Consider the following 22,319-nt stretch of genomic DNA (forward strand, 5'->3'; position numbering starts at 1 on the left):
GTCGGCTTCGGCTGCCGAGGCTGCGTCCGTGACCGCCGCCGCGGACGCGGGACGTCCCGCGGTGGAGATCGAGGGCCTCGCCTTCGCCTATCCGGACGGGCGGCAGGTGCTCTTCGGGGTCGACCTCACGGTCGCCCGCGGTGAGCGGATCGCGGTGCTCGGGCCGAACGGTGCCGGCAAGACGACGCTCATGCTGCATCTCAACGGCATTCTGGCGGCCGGCGCGGGCACGCTTCGCATCGGCGGGATGCCCGTCGCGAAGGCGAACATGCCGGAGATCCGGCGCCGGGTCGGCCTGGTCTTCCAGGACCCCGACGACCAGCTCTTCATGCCGACCGTGGGTCAGGACGTCGCGTTCGGCCCCGCGAATCTGGGCCTTCGAGGCGCGGAGCTGTCGGACCGGGTGGCCGAGGCGCTGCGGGCTGTCGGTTTGGCGGAGTACGCCGAGCGGGCGCCGCATCACCTCAGCCTGGGCGAGCGGCGCCGCGCCGCCGTGGCGACGGTGCTCGCCATGCGGCCGGAGGTTCTTGTCCTCGACGAGCCATCGGCCAATCTTGATCCGGCTGGTCGCCGCGAGCTCGCGGAGGTTCTCCAGGGGCTGGACCTCACGCTCATCATGGTCACCCACGATCTGCCCTACGCACTGCAACTATGCCCGCGCTCGGTCATCCTCGACCAGGGAATGATCGTTGCGGATGGCGCGACGGCCACCCTGCTGAGTGACGAACCGTTGATGATGTCGCACCGACTGGAGTTGCCCTTCGGGTTCAACCCGCGCCACGCCATCGCGGAGAGTAGTTGATACATGGCTTAGGGTTGCAGCATGGCTGCTGGGACTCCGGGCGAGGGCAAGGAACCGGGCAGTTCACTGTCGACGTCGGCTTCACCGGCCGACCTGGCCGGGGCCGACCGGCGAGGAGTCGATGCCCCGGGCGAGCTCGACGGCCTCGACAGCCTCGACGACCTGATGGGCGGCCCGGATCCGCGGAACCCACCTGTCGCCGCGGTGCCGGCCCAGGGCCTGGCGCCGGCATATCGCCCGGCGCGGGCGAGAGGACGTGGATACGCTGCCCCGGAGCCGCTGGCAGCGGACCCGCTGCGGGATCGGACGGTGCGATCGCTTGGCGGCCATCTCGCCCGGGGCGCCGGGGAGTTGATGATCACCTGTGGTGTCATCGTGGTTCTCTTCCTGTGCTACCAGCTGTGGATCACTGACATCTTCGCTGCTCGAACGCAGGATCAGATCCGCCACGACCTGACAACAGCCTGGGCCAAGCAGCCCCTCCCGAAGCCGGCGGTGGGCGGCGGCGCGGACCCGAGGAAGCGGCCATCCGTGCCGCCCGTCGAGCTCGGCGACGGGATCGCCGTGCTGAGGGTGCCGCGTTTCGGAGCGGACTACGCGCCGGTCGTCGTGGAGGGCGTGTCGACGGCGGACCTGCGCCGCGGACCAGGGCACTTCCCGGGCTCGGCGATGCCTGGCGAGATCGGGAACTTCGTCGTCTCGGGACACCGAACGACCTATGGCAAGCCCTTCAGTCGGGTCGACGAGCTCAAGGTGGGGGACCCCATCGTGGTCGAGGTCGCCGACAGGTATTTCACCTACCGGGTCACGGGATCGGAGATCGTCGACCCCCACCGGCTGGACGTGACCTACCCCGTACCAGGGCATCTGGGGGAGGCCCCCACCAAGGCACGGATGACGCTGACGACCTGCCATCCGCGCTTCTCCGCGAAGAGCCGACTCATCGTCTTCGCGGAGCTCGATGAGACGAGAGACAAGAGCGATGGGCCGCCTCCCGTACTGACGGGCGGGTAGCCAGCTCAGCCCTGGGCTCCTCCTCGGCCTTGGAGGTGACCCCTGGATCACTGCCCGCGCCGACCACGATCGGTGTGAATCGCCTTAGGGGATTGACTCATGTACAGCTGGATATTCAGGCATCTTCCCGGGCCGAGGCAGGTGCGGATCCCGCTCGCCGTGCTTCTCGCGCTCGCCGTTGTCGCGATTCTCCTTTTCCTGGTCTTCCCGCTGGTCGAGTCGTATCTGCCCGCTACGAGCGTAACCGTCGGGGACTAGGCGGGGAACGCGCCGGTGTGTTGCTCGCTGTGGCACGCGAGCTTTCCCTGTCGGGTTCCACGGTCGGACCACACACAGATCACAAGTGGCAGGATCATGCCGTTGAAGCGTCGAACGTTTGCCGTTCGTCAGGGAATCTTGTCCCGTGATGTCTTCCGATGAGCGAACGGAGGGGCTAGTAGCCCTTGCGGCCGGGCCAAGAATCCCGGGGTCCGATAACCTGCCAACTCGTGCGGGTGACCCGCACGTACCGCGGGGGCGAGCGAACCAGGCGCAGGCAGCCGCTACGACAGGGCAGGCGTGGGGAGCCCGTTCCTAACGGAGCAGGTTCGACTTCGGGGGCAAATCGTATGGTCAGGCAAGACTTTTCTCTGAGCGGTTCACCAGGTGAGCGTCGGTGGTGACCTCGGCGCGAATGGACCGCACGATCAGGCGGCGTACCGTGCCTCGCAGGCCGCCGGCGGGTCCTCCCGGTGTGCCGGTACCGGCACAGGCAGCAGCGGAAGCGCCGGTGACGCACACGCCGGTGACGTACGCGCCGGCGGAACGAAACCCGATGGGCGAGCACAACGATTCGTCCGGGCCGTCGGCGTGCACTGCGCTGACAGGAGTCGACACCGCCGGCGCAGGCGAGGGCGAGGGCGAGACGGCCTGTTCCGGTCCGGGTCGATATGTGGTGCTCGGCGGCGTGGAGTCGCCCGGCCCGGTGCGGGCGGGGGCGTCCACGCCGCCGTCGGACCCGGCACCGTGCTCCGGCGGCGCCGGTTCGGCCCGGCCGATGGCTGCCCGGCCGATGGCTGCCCGGCCGATGGCTGCCCGGCCGATGGCTGCCCGGCGTTCCCGTTCCGTCGCGCTCGGATCGGCGCACCGGGCCGCCGCCGCACTCGTCCTCGCCCCGGTCCTACTGGTTTCCATCGTGGTCTGGTCGCTCTGCCGCGGCGGGTCGACTCTGCCGGCGATCCTGGCTTCCTCCCTGGCGACGACGCTTGCCGTCGGTCTGCCGGTGCTGGGCGTCAGCGGCCGCGCGGCCGCGCTGCTCGGCCGGCGCCGGCGCGGCGTGGACGGCCTCACCGGCCTGCCGGGCCGCCGGCATTTCCTGAAGACCGCCGGCCACTGGCTGGGAGGGGGGCATCGGGCCGGCGGCGCCGCGCCCGCCGCACTTATTCTCGTTGACCTTGATCGTCTGCGGGATATCAACGGAACACTCGGCCATGAGAACGGTGACCGACTGCTTCGGTCCGTCAGTGACCGGCTCCAGCAGGTTCTGGGCGCCGACGATCTGCTGGCGCGGGTGGACGGTGACGAGTTCGCGGCACTGCTGCGCGGCGTCGACCTTCCCGACGCGGAGGGGGTGGCGCGGCGAATCAGGGAGGCACTGCGGACACCGGTCAGCCTCGACGACCTGCGCGTGCAGGCGGAGGTGAGCGTGGGTATCGCCCATTTCCCGGAACACGGGCGGAACGTGCTCGAGCTTATGCGGCGAGCAGAGGAAGCCATGTACACGGCGAAGGGCACCCACAGCGGCCAACGCGTCTACGCTCCCGACTGCCAGCTGGGGAGTCGGGCGAGCCTGGGGCTGCGTGCGGATCTGCGTGAAGCGCTGGACGAGGGCCAGATCGAGCTGCGTTACCAGCCCAAGGTCGACATGCGCAGCGGGCGGATCAGCGGCGTCGAGGCCCTGGTGCGCTGGCGGCATCCCACCGGAGGCCTCCGGCCGCCGGACCTGTTCCTGCCCGAGATGGAGCGGGCGGGTCTGATGGAGCTGCTGACCCGGCGTGTCCTCGACCTGGCCCTCACCGACTGCGTTCGGTGGCGCGCGGCCGGGGCCACGCTCGCGGTGTCGGTGAACGTGCCGGCCTCGGTCATCGTCGACCCGGGATTCGTCGACCTGGTACGTGGGGAGCTCGAGATCCACGGCCTGCCCCCGTCGGCGCTGGTCGTCGAGGTCACGGAGGACGGGCTCATCACGGTTCTGGAGAAGGCGCAGCGGACGCTCGCGGGCCTGCGTGACCACGGTGTGCGGGTCAGCCTCGACGACTACGGCACCGGGCTGTGCTCCCTTGCCTATCTGCTCGAGCTCCCGGCCGATGAGGTGAAGCTTGACCAGCGCTTTCTGCGTGACATCGACCGGGACCCCTCCGCGGCGGAGATCGTCCGATCCACCGTCTCCCTCGCACACGCCCTGAGCCTGCGCATCGTGGCCGAGGGCGTCGAGACGTCGCGCTCGTGGGCCTCACTCGCTGCCTGGCAGTGCGACGAGGCGCAGGGTTACTTCGTCTCCCGCCCGATGACGGGGGAGCGGGTGCTGAGCTGGCTGAAGGAATGGGATGACCGTCTCCGGCGGCTGCCGCAGGTGGGCGAGCCGGCGATGACGGGGCCGATCAAGGTCACATCCGGGTCGTCGGGCGCCGGTGGTGTGTTCCCGCAGTCTGTTCCCGAGGCGACCTCGCTCACGGCGACCACGGCGGTAGCCCCCATGGCGGGCGGATCCGATCTGACCGGCACGCCGGTTCCACCGAACACCGCGCCGTTGAAGATCGGCGTGCGCGGCCCGGCACCACGATCTCGGGCACTTCGCGGCTCACAGCGCGTCGACACGGGAGGGCGACGCCTGTCCGGCCAGCTGGTGCACGAGGATCGGCTGACGGGCTAGCGGGAACGGCGTACCTGGTGGCCAGGCCTCACGGGAGGTAGGCCTGACCACCAGGCCATGCCGTGGCGCCTTGAACGGGCTGGCGTCGGGCGGGCAGGTTGTGGAGGGCGGGTTGTGGAGGGCAGATGGCGGTTGGACATCGGGAAGCCGTGCCAGATCGGGCGAGCTGGTCGGTGCTCATGGTCTGTACCGGCAACATCTGCCGGTCCCCGGTCGCGGAGCGGCTGGCCGTCGCCGGGCTGACCCGGCTGATGGCGCGGGTCGGGCTGCGTGAGCCACTCGCCTGCGCGGCAGCGGTGAGCAGCGCCGGAGTCCAGGCCTGCGTGGGTGGGCCCATGCACCCGCTCGCGTCCGCGGTGCTGGACGAACACGGCGTGGATGATGCCGGGTTCCGTGCACGGCAGCTGACCACCGCGATGGCGGAGCGGGCCGATCTCGTTCTCTGCGCGACGCGTCAACATCGTGCGGACGTCGTCACGCTGGCACCGCGGGCGGTCCGCAGATCATTCACCCTGCGCGAGTTCGCGCGGCTGGCAGATTGGGCCCTGGCCGACGGTCGCCTGGCCTCGCTCGAGCCGGATGTCGAGATCCAGCCGGAGCACCTGCGGGTGGCGGGGATGGCGCTGACGGACGCCGCGGCGGCGGCGCGTGGCATGACGCGTCCGTCTGCTCCGGAACATGACGACATCGCCGATCCGCTCGGTGGAAACCTGGAGGCGTTCCGAGACTGTGCGGACATCATCGACGCGGCGGTCAGGTCGGTGGAACACGTGCTTACGAGCCTGCTGCTGCCTCGCCCCGCAGCGGTTCACCGAGGACCGGAAAAATAGATAACTACTGCAGCAAAGATTTAAGTGAGCGCATAGGAGCGGGCGCGGCCGGACGGGTGTCGACGCGCACCGGTACCGGTTGATTGCGGCCCGGCGTGGAGAAGTATCGGCTACTCTCCCAGCAAGTAGCCTCCGGAAAATATTCAGATGTTTTTCGGGTATGCGAAGAGAGAGCTGGTTGCGGTATGGATGCGCTGGTGATCGTAGGTGCGGGTGGCCACGGCCGGGAGCTGCTCGAGGTCGTCGAGGCTGTGAACGAGGTCGAGCCGACTTACGACATTCTCGGCGTACTCGACGACGGTGAGCCCGATCTCGACCTCCTCGCGACCTACGGAGTCCGTCATCTCGGGCCGGTAAGCCTCCTCGCCGACCTGGACGCCAGGTATGTACTGGGAATCGGCTCCCCGTATGCGCGGCGGGCGATCGATCGTGCTGCCACCGGCTGGGGCCGGGTACCGGTGACCCTCGTCCACCCGGCCGCCATGGTCGGCCGCCGGGTCACCCTGGGGCCTGGAAGCGTGGTGTGCGGGTTCGCCAGCATCACGTCCAATGTGCTGACCGGTCGCCATGCTCACGTCAATGTCGCGGCGACGGTCGGGCACGACTGTCGGCTGGGTGACTACACGACGCTTGCGCCCGGGGCTCGGATCAGTGGTGCCGCCACGATAGGTGACGGGGCGACGGTCGGGAGCGGCGCGGTTGTCCGACAGGGGCTCACGGTCGGGGCCGGCGCGGTCGTCGGCGCCGGCGCGGTCGTGATCCGGGAACTTCCCGCCGAGGTGGTGGCCGTCGGGGTTCCCGCTCACCATCGGCCGCCCGTGCCGCAGCTCGGCTGGTACTGATCGCTGCGGGTTTGGGCCTCCCGCGCCACGGCTTCGATCGAACTGCGCCGCAGCGCTGGAGCTGAACCCCGGGCGGGCGCCGCGCCTCCTTCCCGCCGGTCCTGACCGGCGCGCCGTTCTGATCCGATCCCGACCTCGCATCGGCGGGGCGAGACGCTACTCAGCGTAAGCACAGCTAACGTCACTCTCCGTTGATGCTGATCGACTTGACGAAGTCGAATGGAGTGACTAGATGCGCGAAGTGCAAGTGAGATGCCGTGGCGGGAGGTTCAGGCTCGCCCGGTCCGTCAGCGGGATCGTCGCCGCCGCGGTCGCAGGTGGCACGATCGTTCTGACCGGCGGGAGCGCCACGGCGGCGTCCCCCCCTGCCATGTACGACCAGCTCGCCTACTCGACCCAGGTGACGGTCGGTGGCGTGATCGACTCCGGGGCCACCTTCCCCGAAGGCCTCGGATGTACGACAGCCAGCGGGGTGAGCCGCTCGAACGGCGGCGCGGTGTCCATCCCGGCACTCTCGTTGAACGCGGGAGCGAGCACCAACACCGTGTCGACGCTCGCCGTCGGGCCGGTGCAGACCGGTACCTCGACCAGCCAGCTCCTCGGTCTGAGCCTGCTCGGTACCCCCCTCCTTCCCCTGATCTCCGCCGACGCGATTGACATCACCACGACGGCGACGAGTGCGGCCGACGGGACGGTCACCTCGACGGGTTCCGTGACGGTGACGGACCTCAAGCTCAGTGGCATCACCATCCTGAACGGGGCGGTCGCGCCGAACACCGGGATCGCCATCCCGGGGGTCGGCTCGCTGGTGGTCAACCGGCAGATCCCCGTCCCGGGCAACATCGGCCTCGTCACGATCGGGCTCTCGCTCGACATCACCCTGGGGCCGCTGGCGGGAACCTCGATCACGGTCGGTTACGCCCACTCGTTCTTCCGGCCGCCGCTGCCGGTGATCATTTCCGGGGTCGCCTACAGCAACCTGGTGTCAGCCGGGCCGCTCACCGTCGGACCTCTGGCCGCGACGGGCGTGCCCTGCACGGGCGGGACCTCGACCGACACCTCGCTCGGGATCACCATCCCGGGGGTCATCACGGTCGGCGCGATCACAGAGACCGGTGAGGCCACGGTCGGAAGTCCGGATTCATCGGGCTCCACCACGAGCACCATCGCGGGGGTGAGCCTGCTCGGCGGTCTGGTTACCGCGGGCGCGATCACGGCCAAGGCCAACGTGTCCTACGACGGCAGCACCTCGACCTTCGACTCGACGGGCACGAGCATCGCTGATCTGGCGATCGCCGGTGTGCCGTACGTCGGGCCGCTTGATCCGGGCACCGAGATTCCCATCCCAGGGGTGGGTGTGCTGTTCGTCAACCGGCAGATCTCCGACGCCACGTCGCTGAGTGTCCGGGCGCTCGAGCTGGTGCTGACCGGTCCCGTGCTCTACCCCGGCGGGACGCTGCCCACCTACTCGGTCCTCCAGGCGGGCGTGGCCAACATCTACGCCGTCGCCGACGAGCCGATCGGGCTGTCGGCGCAGGTTGACCAGATCGACCTGCTCAACAAGGTCTGTTCCGAGCAGGAGGACGCGGTTGCCTGCCTGACCTGACGTCTCCACCGAGGTGATCCGGGGTCCCCGCGGCGGCAGTCATGGGGACCCCGCGACACGAGTCGGAGTAGGTCACTCCCTGGATATGCATGAGTACGATGAGTCGCCGAATTCGTTCGAGGGCTGGGCTGAGGGAGAGCATGCGGATCGTTGTCGCCACCGAAGCAAGGTTGCAGCAGAACGAGGACGGCCGTGTGCTGACGCCGAACCCCGCCGCCGGGTACTCGACCTGGGCCAGCTATCTCGGTGTCTTCGACGAAGTGCTGCTCGCCGCCCGGGTGGCCCGCGGCGCGGCCGGCGACCAGGACGGCATCCCGGTGGAGGGCGCCGGTGTCCGCGTGCTGCCGCTGCCGACCTTCCAGGGCGTCGCGGCCTACGCACGCCGCTGGCCCGCGCTGCGCGGCGCGCTGCGTCGAGCGGTCGCCGAGCTCCACCGTCCGGCCGCGGACACCGCCTTCGTCGCGCGGGTTCCCGGCCTGGTCGGCACGGTTCTGTTGAGTGAGCTCCGGCGCCGGCGGGTGCCGTTCGGGCTCGAGGTCGTCGGAGACGTGGCCGAGGTGCTCGCTGACCACCGCCCTGCCGCGCTGCTCGCCGGCCAGCTGCTCGCCCGCCAGTGCCGCAGCGCGGCCGCCGTCAGCTATGTCACGCGGAATGTGCTGCAGAGCAGGTACCCGGCCCGCCCCGGGGTGCCGATGATGAGCTGCCCTGGGTCGCTGCTGGAGGACGAGGACTTCGTTCCAGCACCCCGCCGAGCCCCCGGCGAGTGGGGCACGACCGGGCCCGGGCACCCGCGCCCCGGCCGACCGGTCCGCCTTCTGACGATCGGTTCGCAGGAACGTGTGTACAAAGGGCATGACGTCCTCGTCGACGCGGTGGCGCTGATGCGGTCCAACGGCATCCCGGTGACGGCGACCATCGTCGGTGACGGCCGGCATCACGACGAGATCGTGCGGCGGGCAGTGGACCGCGGCCTCGGCGGGGATGTGCGCTTCATCCGCTGGCTTGGCAGCCGTGCACAGGTTCGAGCGGCGCTCGACGACGCGGATGTGTTCGTGCTCCCGTCCCGGACCGAGGGGCTCCCGCGGGTCCTGGCCGAGGCCGCTGCCCGGGCGCTGCCCGCGGTCGCGTCCGCGGTGGGGGGCGTGGTCGAGTTCCTGCCGCCGAGCGACCTCGTACCGCCGGATGATCCCAGACGGCTCGCGGAGACGCTGAGCGAGCTGATCGCGAGCCCGGACCGGTACCGCGCCGCCTCCGAGCGCAACCTCGCGACCGCGAGGGAGCACTCCTTCGAAACCATCCGGCCGGTCATCCTCTCCTTTCACCGGACGCTGCGAGAGGTCACCGCGGCGGCCGCCGCGGTGACGGAGCACGGGGCCGGCCCCCGCGAAACCGCCGGACCGTTCGTCCGGCCCGGGCGATGAGTGCCGCGGACCGGGCGTCCGCCCGGGCGTCCGCGCGCCCGCGGCCCCGTACGGTCCTGCACGTGTTCGGTGTCATGGACCGGGCCGGCGCCGAACTGCGCACCGTCGACCTGATGCGCAATCTGGACCCGGATCGCTACCGGTTCGTCTTCGTCACCCTCACCGGCCGTCCCGGCGCCCTGGCGGGGGAGATCCGTTCGCTGGGCGGCTCGGTCCACCCCTGTCGCCTCGACCTGGGTTTTCCGGTGCGTTTCCTCCGCCTGCTGCGCGCACTGCGACCCGACGTCGTGCACTCGTGTGTGGCCACCTTCTCCGGAGCGATCCTGCTGATCGCGAGGGCCGCCGGTGTGCCCCTGCGGGTGGCGCACTTTCACAGCACCGGCGACCGCCACGGTGCCAGCCTGCGGGGACGTGTCCAGCGCGCGGTGATGCGGCAGCTGATCGACTGGTTCGCCACCGATCTCGTCGCGGTCGCCGAGGCCACGATGACCAGCCTGTGGCGGTCGGACTGGCAGCGGGAGCGTCGTTGCCGGGTGCTCTACAACGGCTTGGACCCGGCACCGTTCGAGCGTGCGCTCGTCGCCACCTCCCCAGCCTCCCCAGCCTCCTCAGCTTCCCCAGCCGACACAGTCGTCGCTGCCTCCGTTGCCGCCACGGCGGCGGCTGAGTGGCGGCCCACCATTGTGCACGTCGGGCGGCCCGACCCGGTGAAGAACCGGAGCGCCGCGGTTGACGTTCTGATCGCGTTGCGGCGGCGCGGTGTTCCGGCCCGGCTGCGCATCGTCGGGCGTCAGGACGCACACGAGTCGGCCCAGCTGCGTCGCCTGGCCGAGCTCGGCGGGGTCGCCGATGCCTTCGACCTGCCCGGCGAGTCGTTCGACATCCCCGGTCTGATGGCTGGTGCTGACCTGTTGCTGCTGACCTCACGGCACGAGGGCCTGCCGACCGTCGTCCTCGAGGCCTGCGCCGTGGGCACGCCGGTGCTTGCTCCGGACCTGCCCGGCGTCATGGAGATCGGCCGCCTGCTCGACGGCGTGACGACGGTGCCGCAAGGCTGCGCCGCCGAGACCTGGGCCGAGGCCGCAGCCGGCATGCTGGCCGCACCGCCCACATCGGCGCAGCGCGTACAGGCACTTCATGCGTTCTCCTCCTCTCCGTTCGTGATGGACCAGTGGCGGCGCGGCATGACCAGCCTGTGGGATCAGTGACGACCGGCGTGCCCGTCGCTTTCGGTGTGGGCCCGCGGGTGCTGACCTTCCGGCTGGGCGCCGGCGGCATTCTCGCGGCTCTGCTGGCGTTCTCGGAGGAGATCTCGGCACTGCCTCCGGCCGGGGTCGCGGCGGTGACCTTCGGCCTGCTCGGGTGCCTCATCGCGCTCTGCGTCCGGGCCCGGACACAGGGCGTCCTCTCGTGTTCGGCGGTCTACCTCGTACTGCTGGTCCTGTTCCATTTCGGGCTCGCGCTGCCGCTCGCGCTGCACCGCCCACTGGTCTCCAGCGACGGGCAGCTCGGTTTCGACTGGATCCTGTCCGTCTCGACGGGACGGATTTTCACGATCGCGGCGATCGGCGTGGCAGCCGCCGCGGTGGGAATGTCCCTGCCTGCTTCGTCGGCTGGCCGGGTGTACCGCGACCGGTCGACCGGTGGTACGGACACGCCTGCCGATATGCCTGCACCGCCGACGAGGTCGGCCGCGACCGGCGTGGTCGGATTCGCGATTCTCGCCGCCTCGATCAGCCTGATGCTCCTGCTGATCAGGCGGGCTGGTGGGAGCGGCCTGCTGTTCGGATCGTACGAGGACCTGATCACCCTGGCGTATCGCGACCCGCTGGTTCCCTATCTGGATTTCGGTCTGGGTTTCGGCCTCATGCTGCTGACCGTCGATGGCGGGCGGCGGCTGCGCCGGGCGGGCTACCTGATGTTCGGGCTGTTCGCGCTGATCGCGTTGCCACTGGGTATGCGGGGGACCGTCCTGTTCCCGGTGGCTGCGGCCGCGGTGGCTCACATGATGCGCCGGTCCGGTGACGCCCCCTCGTTTCCGCCGGCCAAAGCCGCTGGCCGTGGCCGCGAGATCCGCCTGCCCGTCTCGTTTTCCCGCGACGACGTCGTCGCGGGAAAACGAGACGGGCGACGCGGATCGAGCCGCTGGACCGGGATAGGGGCCGCGCTGCTGGCGGGAGTCGCCCTCCTGAGTGCCGTCGGGGCGCTTCGGGACATCCGTCAGCACGGCCTGGCCGAGGTCACGCTGAGCCAGATCGGCTTCGGACCCCTCGACGGCCTGGCCGAGATGGGGGCGTCGCTTCGTCCCGTGGCGGAGGCGGTCACCTGGCGAGACGGGTACGGCGAACCCGCGGCGGGCGGCCGGACCTACACCGGTCAGCTTGCCCGCATCATCGAAGGGCGCCTGCTCGGAATCCCGCAGCCACCGGCCGAGATCGACGACCGGCTGTTCAACACGGTCATTCGAGAACGATCCGGTCCGATCGGTGGCTCTCCGATCGCCGAGGCCTACTACAACTTCGGCATTCCCGGCGTGGTGGCCATCCTCTTCGTCATCGGCCTGTTGTGCGGCTGGCTCGACGGCTGGCGGTCGAGGTGGACCGACGCGGCCTGCAGCGTCCTTCTTGTGCCGCTCCTGATCGGGGTGCGCAACGACTTCACCCCGCTGCCGATGCAGGTCCTGGTCGGCACCGTTGTGCTGGTCGCGGTCCGAGCGGCCGGGCACTGGTGGCGCAGCGCCTCGCCCGGCCGGGGGAGGCGTGCCCCGCAGGTGGGCTCCGGCAGCCTGAACGACTCCGCGCGGCCAGTGAGACTGGCGCCGCAGGGGTCGCCCGGGTCGCAGCGGATGCGGGGGGCACCGGGGACAAGCGCCGGTCTGCGCTCGCTGGCCTCCCGATGAGCGGCGTGCGCCGGGCCGGCGCCGGCACCGTCCTGCCTGCCGGGCACGGTTCCGCCGTCGGTGGTGCTGCCGGTGGTGCTGCCGGCGGGGGCGACGTTCATCCCGAGCCACCTTCCCCGGGCGGGCGCCACCGGGCGGTCTCGCGTGGGGCCGGGCGCTCCGCGGCACGGGCGTCCGGCGTCGCCGGCCCCGCCGTCGCCGTCTCCGCGGCGGCGCTGGGCGCTGCGTTGACGAACCTGGTCGTCGCGGTGATTACCGCACGCGCCCTGGACGTCGGGGGCCGGGGCGAGCTCGTCCTGATCCTGACGGTCACCGGTCTCACCGGGATGTTCGTCGCTCTGGGTACGGGTACCTCCGCTCGGTACTACCTCGGGCGCACGGACCCGCGGGTCTCGGTCGACCACGTACTCGGGCTGAGCCTGCTGCTCCTGGTGCCGCAGTGCCTGGTTACCGCCGCCATCGTGGGGCCGACCCTCTGGCTGGCGGACGCGCCCGAGCGGGGTCCCGGCATTCTGGTGCTCACCGGGCTGCTGTCCGTGTCGACCTTGCTGGGCATCCAGCTGATCGACACGTTGAACGCGGTCGGCAAGGTGATCGCCTCGGCCCTCGTCAACACGGCGGGTTGTCTGGCGCAGCTGGCGGCGCTGGTCGTGCTGCAGGTATCGACCGGGACGCTGCGAGTGGCTCCGGTTCTCGCGGTGTCCGTCGTCGCGGGCGCCTTCCAGTGCGTCGCCGGGTTCGTTCTCCTGCGGCGGGCGGGTCTGGTGACCCGGCCCCAGCTGGATCGAGCCGCGTCCGCGCTGCTGATCAGGACGGGCGTTCCCGCGCTCGGCATGAACACCGCGATGTCGATGACCTTCCGGCTCGACCGGTATCTGATCGGGGTGATGTCGGGGACGTCGGCCGTGGGCATCTACAGCGTCGCGGCGACCGCGAGTGAGATTCTCCGGCTTGTCCCGTCCTCCTGGGGCCAGGTGCTCTGCTACCGGGTGGCCAGCGGCACGATGGGCACCCGGGCCGTGTTCGCCGAGCTGGTTCGCGTGTTCGCGGTGATGGCCGGAGTCGCCGCGCTCATGTGGCTCGCCGCGGACCACCTTGTCCTGTTCTTCTTCGGCGATGCCTACCGGAGCGCGGTCACACCGCTACGGGTGCTTCTGGTCGCCGAGCTTCTGTTGGTGGCCTTCCAGATCGACGCCCGGGTCCTGAGCGGTCAGGGCCGGACCAAGGCGTGCGGCGCGGCGGGCCTGGTCGGACTGGCCGTGGTCGCGGCCGCTGATGTCATCCTGATTCCGGCGGCGGGCATGGTGGGCGCGGCGTGGGCGAGCCTGATCGCCTATGGGGTCGTCAGCCTGTGGACCAGAGCCGCGATGGCCCGCGTGCCCCGCGTGCCCCGCGTGCCCCGTGAGCCGCACGTGTCCCGCGAGCCCCCTGATCCCCGCGAGCCCCGGGGGACCGGCGACGAGCCGATGAGTCTCGCGCCGACCGAACCGGAGCCTGCTGGCACCACCTAGCCACATTTCCCCAGCCACATCTCCGTCCGCCGCGTCGCGCCGGCCGTCGATTCCAGCTCACGAACAGCGGGAGCCCGCCATGCCAGCTCAACGGACCCCGGTCCGATCCGGTGCCGCCGACCCGGGTGAGATCGACCGCGGGCCGGGCCGGGCCGTTCCCGGCGCCGGCGCCAGCGCCGGGAACGGCGGGATCCGGCGACGCGGCGCCCGCCGACCGGGGGCGGCCTCGGCGGTCAGGGGATTCCGAGTGGTGTGGCTGCCAGGAGCCCACGGTGGCCGGCTCGCCTATTTCTCGGCCCAGGCGGATGCGGCCTACTGGGACGGCGTCTGGCAGGACATCGGTCTGTCGTATCGCCGGAGCCGGCGCGGACACCTGCCTCATCAGCTGCGGTCCACCTTCCTGTCCTGGGCGGCTCCAGGCGGGCGGGTCCTCGAAGCAGGCTGCGGTCTGGCGCACTTCACCGTCGCGGCTCGGGCCCGTGGTTTCGCGGCGGAGGGCGTTGACTGGGCCCCGGAGACGCTGGCCCGGATCCGCGCGCTGCTTCCGGATGTGCCTCTGCGGTCGGGGGACGTCCGACAACTCGACTGCCCTGATGGCAGCTACGACGCCGTCTACTCACCGGGGGTGTGCGAACACTTCGCGGAGGGCCCGGAGCGGATACTCGCCGAGACCTACCGCGTCCTGAGGCCGGGTGGGGTCGCGATCGTGTCCACGCCGTGCCTGAACGAATATCTGCAGCGCCGGCGACATCTCTATGAGAACGGACCGGACGTGGCTCCCACCGCGGCACCGGACGAATGGGAGGACTTCTACCAGTACGCCTTCGCCCCGGAGGAGATGTCCGCGATCCTGCGTGGCCTCGGCTTCGAGGTGGTGGACGTCAGGCTGCACGGAACCCTTCTCACGCTCGCCACCTGGTCGATGCCGTGGCTTGCTCAGCTGCCGGGGTCGATCAGCCGGCCGCTCGGCCTCACCGTCGACAAACTGCCCGTGCTCCGCCGGTGGGGGGCCAGCTGCATCTGGGTCGCACGCCGGCCGGAGGGCGAACAGCACGGCGGGGCGCAGCACGGGGAGCGTGGCGGCGGGGAGCGTGGCGGCGATGAGCGGGGCGGCGGCGGCCGAGAGGCGGGCCGGTGATGAGGATCGTGACCGTTCTGAAGACCGGAAACGGCTGCCTGTGGACGATCCCCATCCTGACGGCGCTGGCTGACGACGGTCACGAGGTGGTCGTGCTGCTTCCCGAGGAGGACAGCCCGCTCGCGCGGCGCTGCGCCGAGCGCGGCATCCGGGTCGTGCACAGCCCGGCGCCGGTCCCGTCACGTTCGCCGCTACGGCAGGCCGCCGGAGTGTGGCAGCTCCGTACGCTGCTGCGCGACCTCGACCCGGATGTGCTGCACTACCACCTGTACGCCTCCGCGGTACTCGCCCGGCTCGCCTCCCTCGGGCGGGGCCCGAGCCGGCGGCCGGTGCGGGTGCACATGGTGGCGGGGCCGCTCTACCTGGAGAACCGGCTGATCGAGCTGGTGGAGCGTTGGTTCGCCCGGGCGGATGACCTGGTTGTCTGCTCGTCGGGGCACCTCCGCGCGCGTTACCTCGCCCTCGGCGTACGCCCGGATCGGCTGCCGACCGCCTCCTACGGCGTCGACATCGAGTCGTTCGTCCCGCCCGGTGGTGACGCCAGGGCGAAGGCGAGGGCGGAGCTCGGCCTGGACCCGTCCGCCTTCGTCGCCGTCTGCGTCGCCTACTTCTACCCGCCGAAGCGGCTGGTGCACCGGGGGCAGGGGATCAAGGGGCATGAGGTCCTGCTCGAGGCCTGGTCCCGGTTCAGGGAGCGCTCCGGGCCCGCGACGTTGGTACTGGTCGGCGGTGGCCACGGACCGGGCGGCGAGGCCTACCGCGACCGGCTGCGTTCCTGGGCGGCGGGGCTGCCCGGCGCTGCCTCGGTGGTCTGGGCCGGCCCCGCCCAGGATGTGCGTCCCTTCTATGCGGCGGCCGACGTGAGTGTCAGCCCGTCGCTGTCGGAGAACTACGGCGCCGTGGCGGAGGCGTCCGCCTGCGCGGTGCCGAGCATCGCGTCGGCCGTGGGCGGGCTGCCGGAGCTGGTGGAGGACCACAACGGCTGGCTGGTGCCGCCCGGCGATCCCGCGGCCCTCGCGGTCGCCCTGCGCGCGGCCTTCGATCTGCACCGGGCGGCGCTACTGGGGGGGACCGGTGCGAACGGTCTGGCTCGGCGCGGGCAGGCCGCGCGTGAGCGGGCCGAGCAGCTGCTCGATCAGGAGAAGAACCGCAGATATATCGCCGACGCGATCCTGGGCGCCGCCGGTTCGTCACGCCGTGTGGCCGGATCGTCGAGATTGGAGCACAGGTAGTGATCGAGCTTGGGTATCAGCGCCCGAAGCGCGGGATTGACAGCGTCGTCGGCATCGCCCGCCGGGCCCCGGCCGCCCTTCACCTGCGCTATCAGCAGCGGACGGACCCGATCGGCTACGCCCGGCGGATCGGGGTCCGCCTGGGTGACCGCTGCCGGCTGATCGGCGTCACCGGGTCGACGTTCGGTAGTGAGCCGTACCTGATCCGCCTTGGCGACCACGTGGTGGTCGCGGCCGAGGTCAGGTTCGTGACGCACGACGGGGCGGTCTGGGTTCTGCGTGACGATCATCCGGAGGCTGACGTCGTCGCCCCGATCACCGTGGGGTCGAACGTCTTCATCGGGCTCGGTGCGCTCATCATGCCCGGGGTGACCACCGGTGACGACGTCGTGATCGGTGCGCGTGCGCTGGTGAACCGGGACGTCCCCGCGGGCTCGGTGGTGGCCGGGGTGCCGGCGCGGGTCGTGGGATCCTGTGCGGACTTCCGCGCCCGTACCCTCGCCGCCTCGCTGGGTACCGGCCGGCTGCCCGAGCAGGAGAAGCACCGGCGGCTGCGGGAGCTGTTCGCGCACCGCTGATGCCGGGCGGGCGGCGGGTCGGCGACCCGCCCGGCCTACTCGCCTGTCGCCCGGGTCAGGGTGCTCACGGCGTGACGTTCCTCCGGGTCAGGAGTCCGGGTGCGAGGCCGGCGCGGAGCCCGCTCGTGCTGCGGAGCCCGCTCGCGCTGCGGAGATCGGCTGCTCCGCGGAGCGCGGCGCAGGCAGAACGGCCGGGGCGGCAGTGGCGGCCGGTACGGCAGCGGTGGCCGGGAGCGCGGCGGTGGGGACATCAGCCCGCTCATCGGCAGGCGCCGCATCGGGGCGAGACGTGCCCAACGGCACCGCCGGCACGCCTCCGACCCTGGCCCCGGGCGGTACATCTCTGGTCACCACCGCGCCCGCGCCGACCACCGCATCGTCGCCGACGGTCACGCCCCGCAGCACGGTGGCCTTGGCGCCGATCCACACGTTGCGGCCGAGTGTCACCGGGGTCGAGGCGAACCGCATCGCCATGCCCGGGACGCCGGGCCCGACCACGTGATCCTGGTCGCGGACCACGCTCATCTCGGCCAACAGGCTGCCGGCGCCGACGTCCACCCGCTGGCGGGCCACCACCACGCAGTGGGCGGCGAGATAGGCCGTGTCGAGGGTGAGGAGCGCTCCGTCGGCGGCCTCGAGCTGGACATCTCGGATGAGGACGGTGCGCCGGATGACCATCGTGCCGCGGGGAGTGCAGCGGATCGTGCATCCGGGCCCGATGAAGGAGTCGAACCCCACCTGGACTCCGGGCTGGGTCATCCGCACCAGAATGATCCTGGCCCAGGAGGCGACCAGCGCGGCGCCTCGGGAGCCGCGCTGGATGAGGCGCGCGTAGCCGGTCACGAGCCCGGCGGCAGGTGCGGCGTCCGATGCCGCCTTCGCGTGGAACAGCCGGTTTCGGAGCAACGTTCTCATCCCCTCCGCACGGCCGGTGCCGTGTCTGTACGACGGTCGCCACTACGCGTGGTGATTAAAACTGACTCTCCGTTAGAGTACCGCGGCCTCTTGACGTAACAATGATCTTACTCATAGTAAGTTTCTCGTGTGGACATGACTACGGTCGCGATACCCCGGCAGCGCTCAGCTCCTCCTCCGGCGTCGCCGGCGGACCTGGCCACGCAGCCCTCCGTCGGATGGTCACCCCCATCCGTCGAGCCGCTGCCCCTACCAGGCGTGAAGCGGGCAGTCGACATCGTCGGATCCCTGGCGGGCCTCGCTGTGGCCGCGCCTGTGCTGACCGTTGCCGCAGTCGCCATCAAGGCGGACGACGGCGGCCCGGTCCTGTTCAGGCAGGAGCGGGTCGGCGTCGCCGGCGAACCGTTCACGATGCTCAAACTGCGGACGATGACAGTAGGAACCGAGCACACCGGACTCGGGCTGCTGGCCGGGCAGGACGACCCGAGGACAACCAGAGTCGGGCGCGTGCTCCGCAGGATGAGCATTGACGAGCTACCCCAGCTACTCAACGTCCTGGCTGGGCAGATGAGCCTTGTCGGGCCCCGGCCGACGGTCCGGAGCCAGGTGAACCGATATTCCGTCAGGCAGATGGGCCGGCTCCAGGTGCATCCTGGCATCGCCGGCTGGGCCCAGGTCAACGGCCGGAACCAGATCTGCTGGAATCGCCGGATCGAACTGGACCTGTGGTACATCCACCACTGGAGCCTGCGTCTTGACCTGGTCATCCTCTGGCGTGCCCTGGTGACGGCGGTGGCTGGTGACGGCACCTACGGCGCCAGCGGAGTCACCCAGGACTTCGGGAACTGCCAGGGCGAGGGTGGATGCCGCTGCGCGCCAGCAGCCGGATCGCATCCTCGCCGGCGCCGCGGCCACCCGCGCACCACAGCGCCCCTGCACGCTGACCGGACGGGAGACGGCCAGCACCCTCCGCCGCGTGCGCTGGTCGGAGGCGTCGCATGACCGAGTCCACGCCCACCGGCCTGGCCCCGGTGCGACTGCCAGCCCAGACCGTCGTCCCCCAGGAGAACGCGGTGCGCGGCACCTGGCCTGTCTTCGGCCATGCCGAGGTCGCCGCCGCCGTCGAGGTGCTCGACAGCGGCGCGGTGAACTACTGGACCGGCACTCAGGGCCGTCGATTCGAGGAGGAGTTCGCGGCAGCGGTCGGCTGCGAGTACGGCGTGGCCGTGGCCAACGGAACGATCGCGCTCGAGATCGCACTGCGGGTCCTCGGGGTCGGGCCGGGCGACGAGGTGATCGTGCCGAGTCGTACCTTCATCGCGTCCGCGAGCTGTGCCGTTGCGCTCGGCGCCCGACCGGTCGTGGTCGACGTGGACCCCGACTCCCAGAATCTCACCGCGCGGACCGTACTGGCCGGGCTCACGGCGCGCACCAGGGCCATCGTCGCGGTGCACCTCGCCGGGTGGCCGGCCGAGATGAGGAGCCTGCTCGAACTCGCGCGCGAGCACGGTATCGCGGTCGTCGAGGACTGCGCACAGGCGCACGGCGCGCGGCTGTGCGGGCGCCCGGTCGGCTCCTGGGGCGACGTGGCGGCGTGGTCCTTCTGTCAGGACAAGATTCTGACCACCGCCGGCGAAGGAGGGATGATCACGACCAGGAATCCGGCCTTGTACCAGGCGGCGTGGTCCTACAAGGACCATGGCAAGAGCTGGAGCAAGGCGCATGAGCCCGCCCAGGGCGCCGGATTCCGCTGGCTGCATGACTCGTTCGGCACGAACGCGCGGATGCACGAGATAGCGGCCGCAGTCGGGCGGGCCGCCCTGCCGCGGCTGCCAGCCGACCTCGCCGCACGCCGCCGGAACGCGGCGATCCTCGCGGAACGTCTCGGTCACCTGCCCGCCCTGCGCACGACGACACCGCCGCCGTGGGTCGAGCACGCCTACTATCGCTGGTACGCCTTCGTCCGACCGGAGCACCTGCGGGACGGATGGGACCGGGACCGAATCCTGGCGGCCCTGGCCGCCGTCGGAGTCCCGTGCAGCGTTGGGAGCTGCGGCGAGGTCTACCGCGAGGAGGCCTTTCCCATCGAGTGGCGACCCGCCCGTGCGCTGCCGACCGCCGCCGACCTGGCCCGGACATCGCTGGCGTTCCTCGTCCACCCGACCCTCGAGCCCGCTGACATGCACCACTGGGCGGATCTCGTCACCGACGTGCTGGCGGAGGCGACCGTCGACCACGCCGCATAAAGATCAACGGGACCACTGTCCGGTCCGGCCGCGACGGTCCCCGCCGGCCGAGGAGCCCGTCCCGAGTTGCGTCGGGCATGGTCTCCTCGGCCCGCCGGCCCGCCCGCGTGAACCGGTCATGCGACAGGGGGGTCCAGAGGCTCGCGGCGATCATCCGAGTTTCGGCGCCAGTACACCCCGGTCCAGTCGATTTTCGTGAGTGGTTCCGTGATGTTGTGCTGCGTCCGGAAGTCCTCCACCGCGCGGCGACATCCCTCGACAGCACCGTAGTCGTCCACAATGCAGAATCCGCCGTCGGACAGGCGTGGATACAGTGCGTCGAGTGCCTCCATCGTGCTCCCGTACATGTCCCCGTCGAGCCTGAGTACGGCGATCCGTTCGATCGGCGCGGTGGGCAGGGTGTCCCGGAACCAGCCGCTCAGGAATCGCACCTGGCTGTCAAGCAGCCCGTAGCGCCGGAAATTCCTGCGGACATCCTCCTCGCTCACGGCGAGGGCAGCCCACTCGTGGTGGCGGTCACCGGCATCTGCGGGGTAGCGCTGGGCATCTGCCTTGGGTAGTCCCCTGAACGAGTCGGCGAGCCACACGGTCCGGTCATCGACTCCATACGCGAAAAGGATTCCTCGCATCAGGATGCATGACCCGCCGCGCCACACTCCGGTCTCGACGAGGTCGCCCGGGACTCCCTCGGCGAGCACGGTCTCCACGCTGTCCCGAAGGTTCCGCATCCTGAGGGAACCTGTCATCGTGTGGGCGAGTCGTGGCCAGTCGCCGCCGTGCTCGCGCTTCTCGGCGGTGGTGCGCCGGATGATCTCCAGCCCATACTTTTCCAGGAACCGTACGAGCGTGCGCTTGGCGGTGCCCTCGGGAATCCATACCTGCCCGTCCAGGCTGTCCCACAGCGAGAACGTGAGAGTATCCTGGAGAAGGGTGAGGTATCGCTCGGTCAGTTCGGACGAGCCGGGCGCGGTTTCCGTGTTGGCGGTAGTTGTCGAATATGACATCTTGACCCCTGCTGGTATTTGCGGGAGGTTTATGCGTTCCCGCGTCCTGGAATATGTCGAACTGCCGGCCTGGTTCCGATTCGCTGGGGAAACGTGGAGTGCGGTACGAAACGGCGGCTGTCGCATCTGCCGCCCGACGATGATCGGCCAGCTGGCCAGCTAACTGGCTGGGTGGTGACGCCGGCTCGCCACCACCTTCTCGAAGATCTCGAGGTGGCTGCCCGCTGCCCGTTCCCAGGTGTACGAGCGGGAGACGAGCTTCCGAAGCGCCTCCCCGCGCCGCTCGAGCTCATGCGGGTCGTGTAGTGCGACCCGCAGCCCACCTGCCAGCGCTTCCGTCGTGGCGGGCACAACCCAGCCGCCCCCGCTCTGCTCGACCTCGTCGAATCCGCAGCTGTTCGTGATGAGAACGGGTGTGCCGTTGATCCCGGCCTCCAGCGCGACAATCGACATCGCCTCGTGGCGAGAGGGGACCACCAGCAGCGCCGCGCCGCGCAACAGCTCGGTGCGTTCGGGGCCACGGACCATACCGGTGAAGCAGACCTGATCGCCGACGCCTGCCGCCGACACACGTGCGGTGAGGTCGGCCAGCATTCCCTGGTCCGGCCCCGCCACCACGCAGCGCCAGCCGGATTCGGCCGGGACCGTCGAGATGAACGCGTCGACGAGCAGATCCACGCCCTTGATCCAGTTCAGTCGACCGAGGAACAGGACATAGCGGTGTCGGGTGAGGCCGTACCGGGCGAGCACCTTCCCCGCCGCATCCTGTTCGTGGTCGGACGCCGATACCCCGTTGGGTACGACGAGCACGCGGTTCCGGTCGACTCCATACGGAACGAAGTCCGCCCGTTCGGGCTCGGTAACGGCGATGATCGCAGCGGCCCGCCGGACCAGTCTGCTGCCGACGGCCAGGTCGTAGGCCCTTTTCGTCAGACGACTCCGCCCCCGGATCGGCAGCGCTCCGCATGGCGAGAACACGTACGGCACATCGCAGCGAACAGCCACCTCGGCCGCGAGGGCATTGAGGACGGTCCAGTGGTTGATGAGGTGGACGACGTCGGCCGCGCGCACTCGTTCGGCTACCTCGGTGGGATTCCCTGGCAGGTAGTACCTGCGGTTTCGGCAGGGGAGCGCGGTGACCGTGGCTGGCGCTGCCATCTTCAGATGGCCGGGAGTGAGGTCGAGGTCAAGAGTCAGCACCTCGGAACTGACGTCGGCGCCGCCGAGCCGCGGATACCGGCGGGCCAGTTGCACCCCTCGCTCCCCGACGCCGCCGCCGCTGCGCGCGTCGACAGCCGGCACTACGGTCACGATGTGCATGGGGGCTCCTCGACGGTCGCGACCGTGTGCGTCTGGCGCGACCGCCCTGC

At 70.5% G+C, this 22,319-nt stretch carries 19 protein-coding genes; 16 read left to right on the forward strand and 3 right to left on the reverse strand.

All coding sequences use genetic code 11. The features are described from left to right. The first annotated feature begins 28 nt into the window (after positions 1-28). From ACG83_RS16075 to ACG83_RS47750, 14 genes are all read left to right on the forward strand, one after another. Positions 29-802, forward strand: a complete 774-nt coding sequence (locus ACG83_RS16075) for an energy-coupling factor ABC transporter ATP-binding protein (RefSeq protein WP_054566987.1) — start codon at positions 29-31, stop codon at positions 800-802. Positions 803-823: 21 nt separating this feature from the next. After that, entirely contained in the window at positions 824-1,816 is a 993-nt protein-coding gene (locus ACG83_RS16080) for a class E sortase (protein ID WP_054566988.1), read from the forward strand. Between the two features lie 99 nt (positions 1,817-1,915). Next, positions 1,916-2,074, forward strand: a complete 159-nt coding sequence (locus ACG83_RS46050) for a hypothetical protein (protein WP_006538854.1) — start codon at positions 1,916-1,918, stop codon at positions 2,072-2,074. Positions 2,075-2,630: 556 nt separating this feature from the next. Beyond that, on the forward strand, positions 2,631-4,727 hold the full coding sequence (locus ACG83_RS16085) for a bifunctional diguanylate cyclase/phosphodiesterase (protein ID WP_054567280.1): 2,097 nt from the start codon (positions 2,631-2,633) through the stop codon (positions 4,725-4,727). Between the two features lie 125 nt (positions 4,728-4,852). Further along, positions 4,853-5,557 (forward strand): protein tyrosine phosphatase, encoded by a 705-nt coding sequence (locus ACG83_RS16090; protein ID WP_235497939.1) that lies wholly within the window; start codon positions 4,853-4,855, stop codon positions 5,555-5,557. A gap of 197 nt (positions 5,558-5,754) precedes the next feature. Further along, positions 5,755-6,399 carry a NeuD/PglB/VioB family sugar acetyltransferase gene (locus ACG83_RS16095; RefSeq protein ID WP_235497940.1) on the forward strand — a complete coding sequence of 215 codons (645 nt, stop codon included), beginning with the start codon at positions 5,755-5,757 and terminating at the stop codon, positions 6,397-6,399. A 232-nt stretch (positions 6,400-6,631) separates the two neighbouring features. Then, positions 6,632-8,005, forward strand: a complete 1,374-nt coding sequence (locus ACG83_RS16100; protein WP_152991395.1) for a choice-of-anchor P family protein — start codon at positions 6,632-6,634, stop codon at positions 8,003-8,005. A gap of 140 nt (positions 8,006-8,145) precedes the next feature. Then, a complete protein-coding gene (locus ACG83_RS16105; protein WP_054566991.1) occupies positions 8,146-9,426 on the forward strand; it encodes a glycosyltransferase family 4 protein in 1,281 nt (426 codons plus the stop codon). Next, positions 9,423-10,634 carry a glycosyltransferase gene (locus ACG83_RS16110; protein WP_054566992.1) on the forward strand — a complete coding sequence of 404 codons (1,212 nt, stop codon included), beginning with the start codon at positions 9,423-9,425 and terminating at the stop codon, positions 10,632-10,634. Before ACG83_RS16105 ends, ACG83_RS16110 begins: the two co-directional genes overlap by 4 nt. An 8-nt stretch (positions 10,635-10,642) precedes the next feature. After that, on the forward strand, positions 10,643-12,325 hold the full coding sequence (gene wzy, locus ACG83_RS16115; RefSeq protein WP_152991396.1) for an O-antigen polysaccharide polymerase Wzy: 1,683 nt from the start codon (positions 10,643-10,645) through the stop codon (positions 12,323-12,325). Further along, a complete protein-coding gene (locus ACG83_RS16120; protein WP_054566994.1) occupies positions 12,322-13,836 on the forward strand; it encodes a lipopolysaccharide biosynthesis protein in 1,515 nt (504 codons plus the stop codon). The genes wzy and ACG83_RS16120 overlap by 4 nt, the downstream gene beginning before the upstream one ends. 79 nt (positions 13,837-13,915) lie before the next feature. Then, the gene (locus ACG83_RS16125) at positions 13,916-14,974 is read left to right on the forward strand and encodes a bifunctional 2-polyprenyl-6-hydroxyphenol methylase/3-demethylubiquinol 3-O-methyltransferase UbiG (RefSeq protein WP_054566995.1); all 1,059 of its coding nucleotides are present in this window, start codon (positions 13,916-13,918) and stop codon (positions 14,972-14,974) included. Further along, positions 14,974-16,206: a glycosyltransferase gene (locus ACG83_RS16130; protein WP_054566996.1), complete on the forward strand. Its 1,233-nt coding sequence runs from the start codon at positions 14,974-14,976 to the stop codon at positions 16,204-16,206. Before ACG83_RS16125 ends, ACG83_RS16130 begins: the two co-directional genes overlap by 1 nt. Then, positions 16,206-16,784 (forward strand): acyltransferase, encoded by a 579-nt coding sequence (locus ACG83_RS47750; RefSeq protein ID WP_083473283.1) that lies wholly within the window; start codon positions 16,206-16,208, stop codon positions 16,782-16,784. Before ACG83_RS16130 ends, ACG83_RS47750 begins: the two co-directional genes overlap by 1 nt. Positions 16,785-16,871: 87 nt before the next feature. Here the strand turns inward: ACG83_RS47750 and ACG83_RS16140 are convergent, their stop codons facing one another. Then, positions 16,872-17,699: a DapH/DapD/GlmU-related protein gene (locus tag ACG83_RS16140; RefSeq protein ID WP_304438434.1), complete on the reverse strand. Its 828-nt coding sequence runs from the start codon at positions 17,697-17,699 to the stop codon at positions 16,872-16,874. 258 nt (positions 17,700-17,957) lie between these two features. Here ACG83_RS16140 and ACG83_RS16145 point away from each other — a divergent pair, with 258 nt between their 5' ends. Then, on the forward strand, positions 17,958-18,701 hold the full coding sequence (locus tag ACG83_RS16145; RefSeq protein ID WP_054566997.1) for a sugar transferase: 744 nt from the start codon (positions 17,958-17,960) through the stop codon (positions 18,699-18,701). Next, complete coding sequence (locus tag ACG83_RS16150; RefSeq protein WP_083473284.1) at positions 18,698-19,945, forward strand: DegT/DnrJ/EryC1/StrS aminotransferase family protein; 1,248 nt, start codon at positions 18,698-18,700, stop codon at positions 19,943-19,945. Before ACG83_RS16145 ends, ACG83_RS16150 begins: the two co-directional genes overlap by 4 nt. A 116-nt stretch (positions 19,946-20,061) precedes the next feature. Here the strand turns inward: ACG83_RS16150 and ACG83_RS16155 are convergent, their stop codons facing one another. Both ACG83_RS16155 and ACG83_RS16160 read right to left on the reverse strand, forming a co-directional pair. Continuing rightward, positions 20,062-20,949 carry a TylF/MycF family methyltransferase gene (locus tag ACG83_RS16155; protein WP_054566998.1) on the reverse strand — a complete coding sequence of 296 codons (888 nt, stop codon included), beginning with the start codon at positions 20,947-20,949 and terminating at the stop codon, positions 20,062-20,064. A 159-nt stretch (positions 20,950-21,108) separates the two neighbouring features. Beyond that, complete coding sequence (locus ACG83_RS16160) at positions 21,109-22,269, reverse strand: glycosyltransferase (RefSeq protein ID WP_054566999.1); 1,161 nt, start codon at positions 22,267-22,269, stop codon at positions 21,109-21,111. Positions 22,270-22,319 lie beyond the last annotated feature (50 nt).

It is taken from the genome of Frankia sp. R43 (assembly GCF_001306465.1).
In the GTDB taxonomy this organism is placed as follows: Bacteria; Actinomycetota; Actinomycetes; order Frankiales; family Frankiaceae; genus Parafrankia; species Parafrankia irregularis.

What these genes read in the sequence shown, in the direction of transcription:
- ACG83_RS16080 (WP_054566988.1), top strand. Translation starts at nt 824, where the DNA reads ATGGCTGCTGGGACTCCGGGCGAGGGCAAGGAACCGGGCAGTTCACTG.
- ACG83_RS46050 (WP_006538854.1), top strand. Translation starts at nt 1,916, where the DNA reads ATGTACAGCTGGATATTCAGGCATCTTCCCGGGCCGAGGCAGGTGCGG.
- ACG83_RS16085 (WP_054567280.1), top strand. Translation starts at nt 2,631, where the DNA reads ATGGGCGAGCACAACGATTCGTCCGGGCCGTCGGCGTGCACTGCGCTG.
- ACG83_RS16090 (WP_235497939.1), top strand. Translation starts at nt 4,853, where the DNA reads ATGGCGGTTGGACATCGGGAAGCCGTGCCAGATCGGGCGAGCTGGTCG.
- ACG83_RS16100 (WP_152991395.1), top strand. Translation starts at nt 6,632, where the DNA reads ATGCGCGAAGTGCAAGTGAGATGCCGTGGCGGGAGGTTCAGGCTCGCC.
- ACG83_RS16105 (WP_054566991.1), top strand. Translation starts at nt 8,146, where the DNA reads ATGCGGATCGTTGTCGCCACCGAAGCAAGGTTGCAGCAGAACGAGGAC.
- ACG83_RS16110 (WP_054566992.1), top strand. Translation starts at nt 9,423, where the DNA reads ATGAGTGCCGCGGACCGGGCGTCCGCCCGGGCGTCCGCGCGCCCGCGG.
- ACG83_RS16120 (WP_054566994.1), top strand. Translation starts at nt 12,322, where the DNA reads ATGAGCGGCGTGCGCCGGGCCGGCGCCGGCACCGTCCTGCCTGCCGGG.
- ACG83_RS16125 (WP_054566995.1), top strand. Translation starts at nt 13,916, where the DNA reads ATGCCAGCTCAACGGACCCCGGTCCGATCCGGTGCCGCCGACCCGGGT.
- ACG83_RS16130 (WP_054566996.1), top strand. Translation starts at nt 14,974, where the DNA reads ATGAGGATCGTGACCGTTCTGAAGACCGGAAACGGCTGCCTGTGGACG.
- ACG83_RS16140 (WP_304438434.1), bottom strand. Translation starts at nt 17,699, where the DNA reads ATGAGAACGTTGCTCCGAAACCGGCTGTTCCACGCGAAGGCGGCATCG.
- ACG83_RS16150 (WP_083473284.1), top strand. Translation starts at nt 18,698, where the DNA reads ATGACCGAGTCCACGCCCACCGGCCTGGCCCCGGTGCGACTGCCAGCC.
- ACG83_RS16155 (WP_054566998.1), bottom strand. Translation starts at nt 20,949, where the DNA reads ATGTCATATTCGACAACTACCGCCAACACGGAAACCGCGCCCGGCTCG.
- ACG83_RS16160 (WP_054566999.1), bottom strand. Translation starts at nt 22,269, where the DNA reads ATGCACATCGTGACCGTAGTGCCGGCTGTCGACGCGCGCAGCGGCGGC.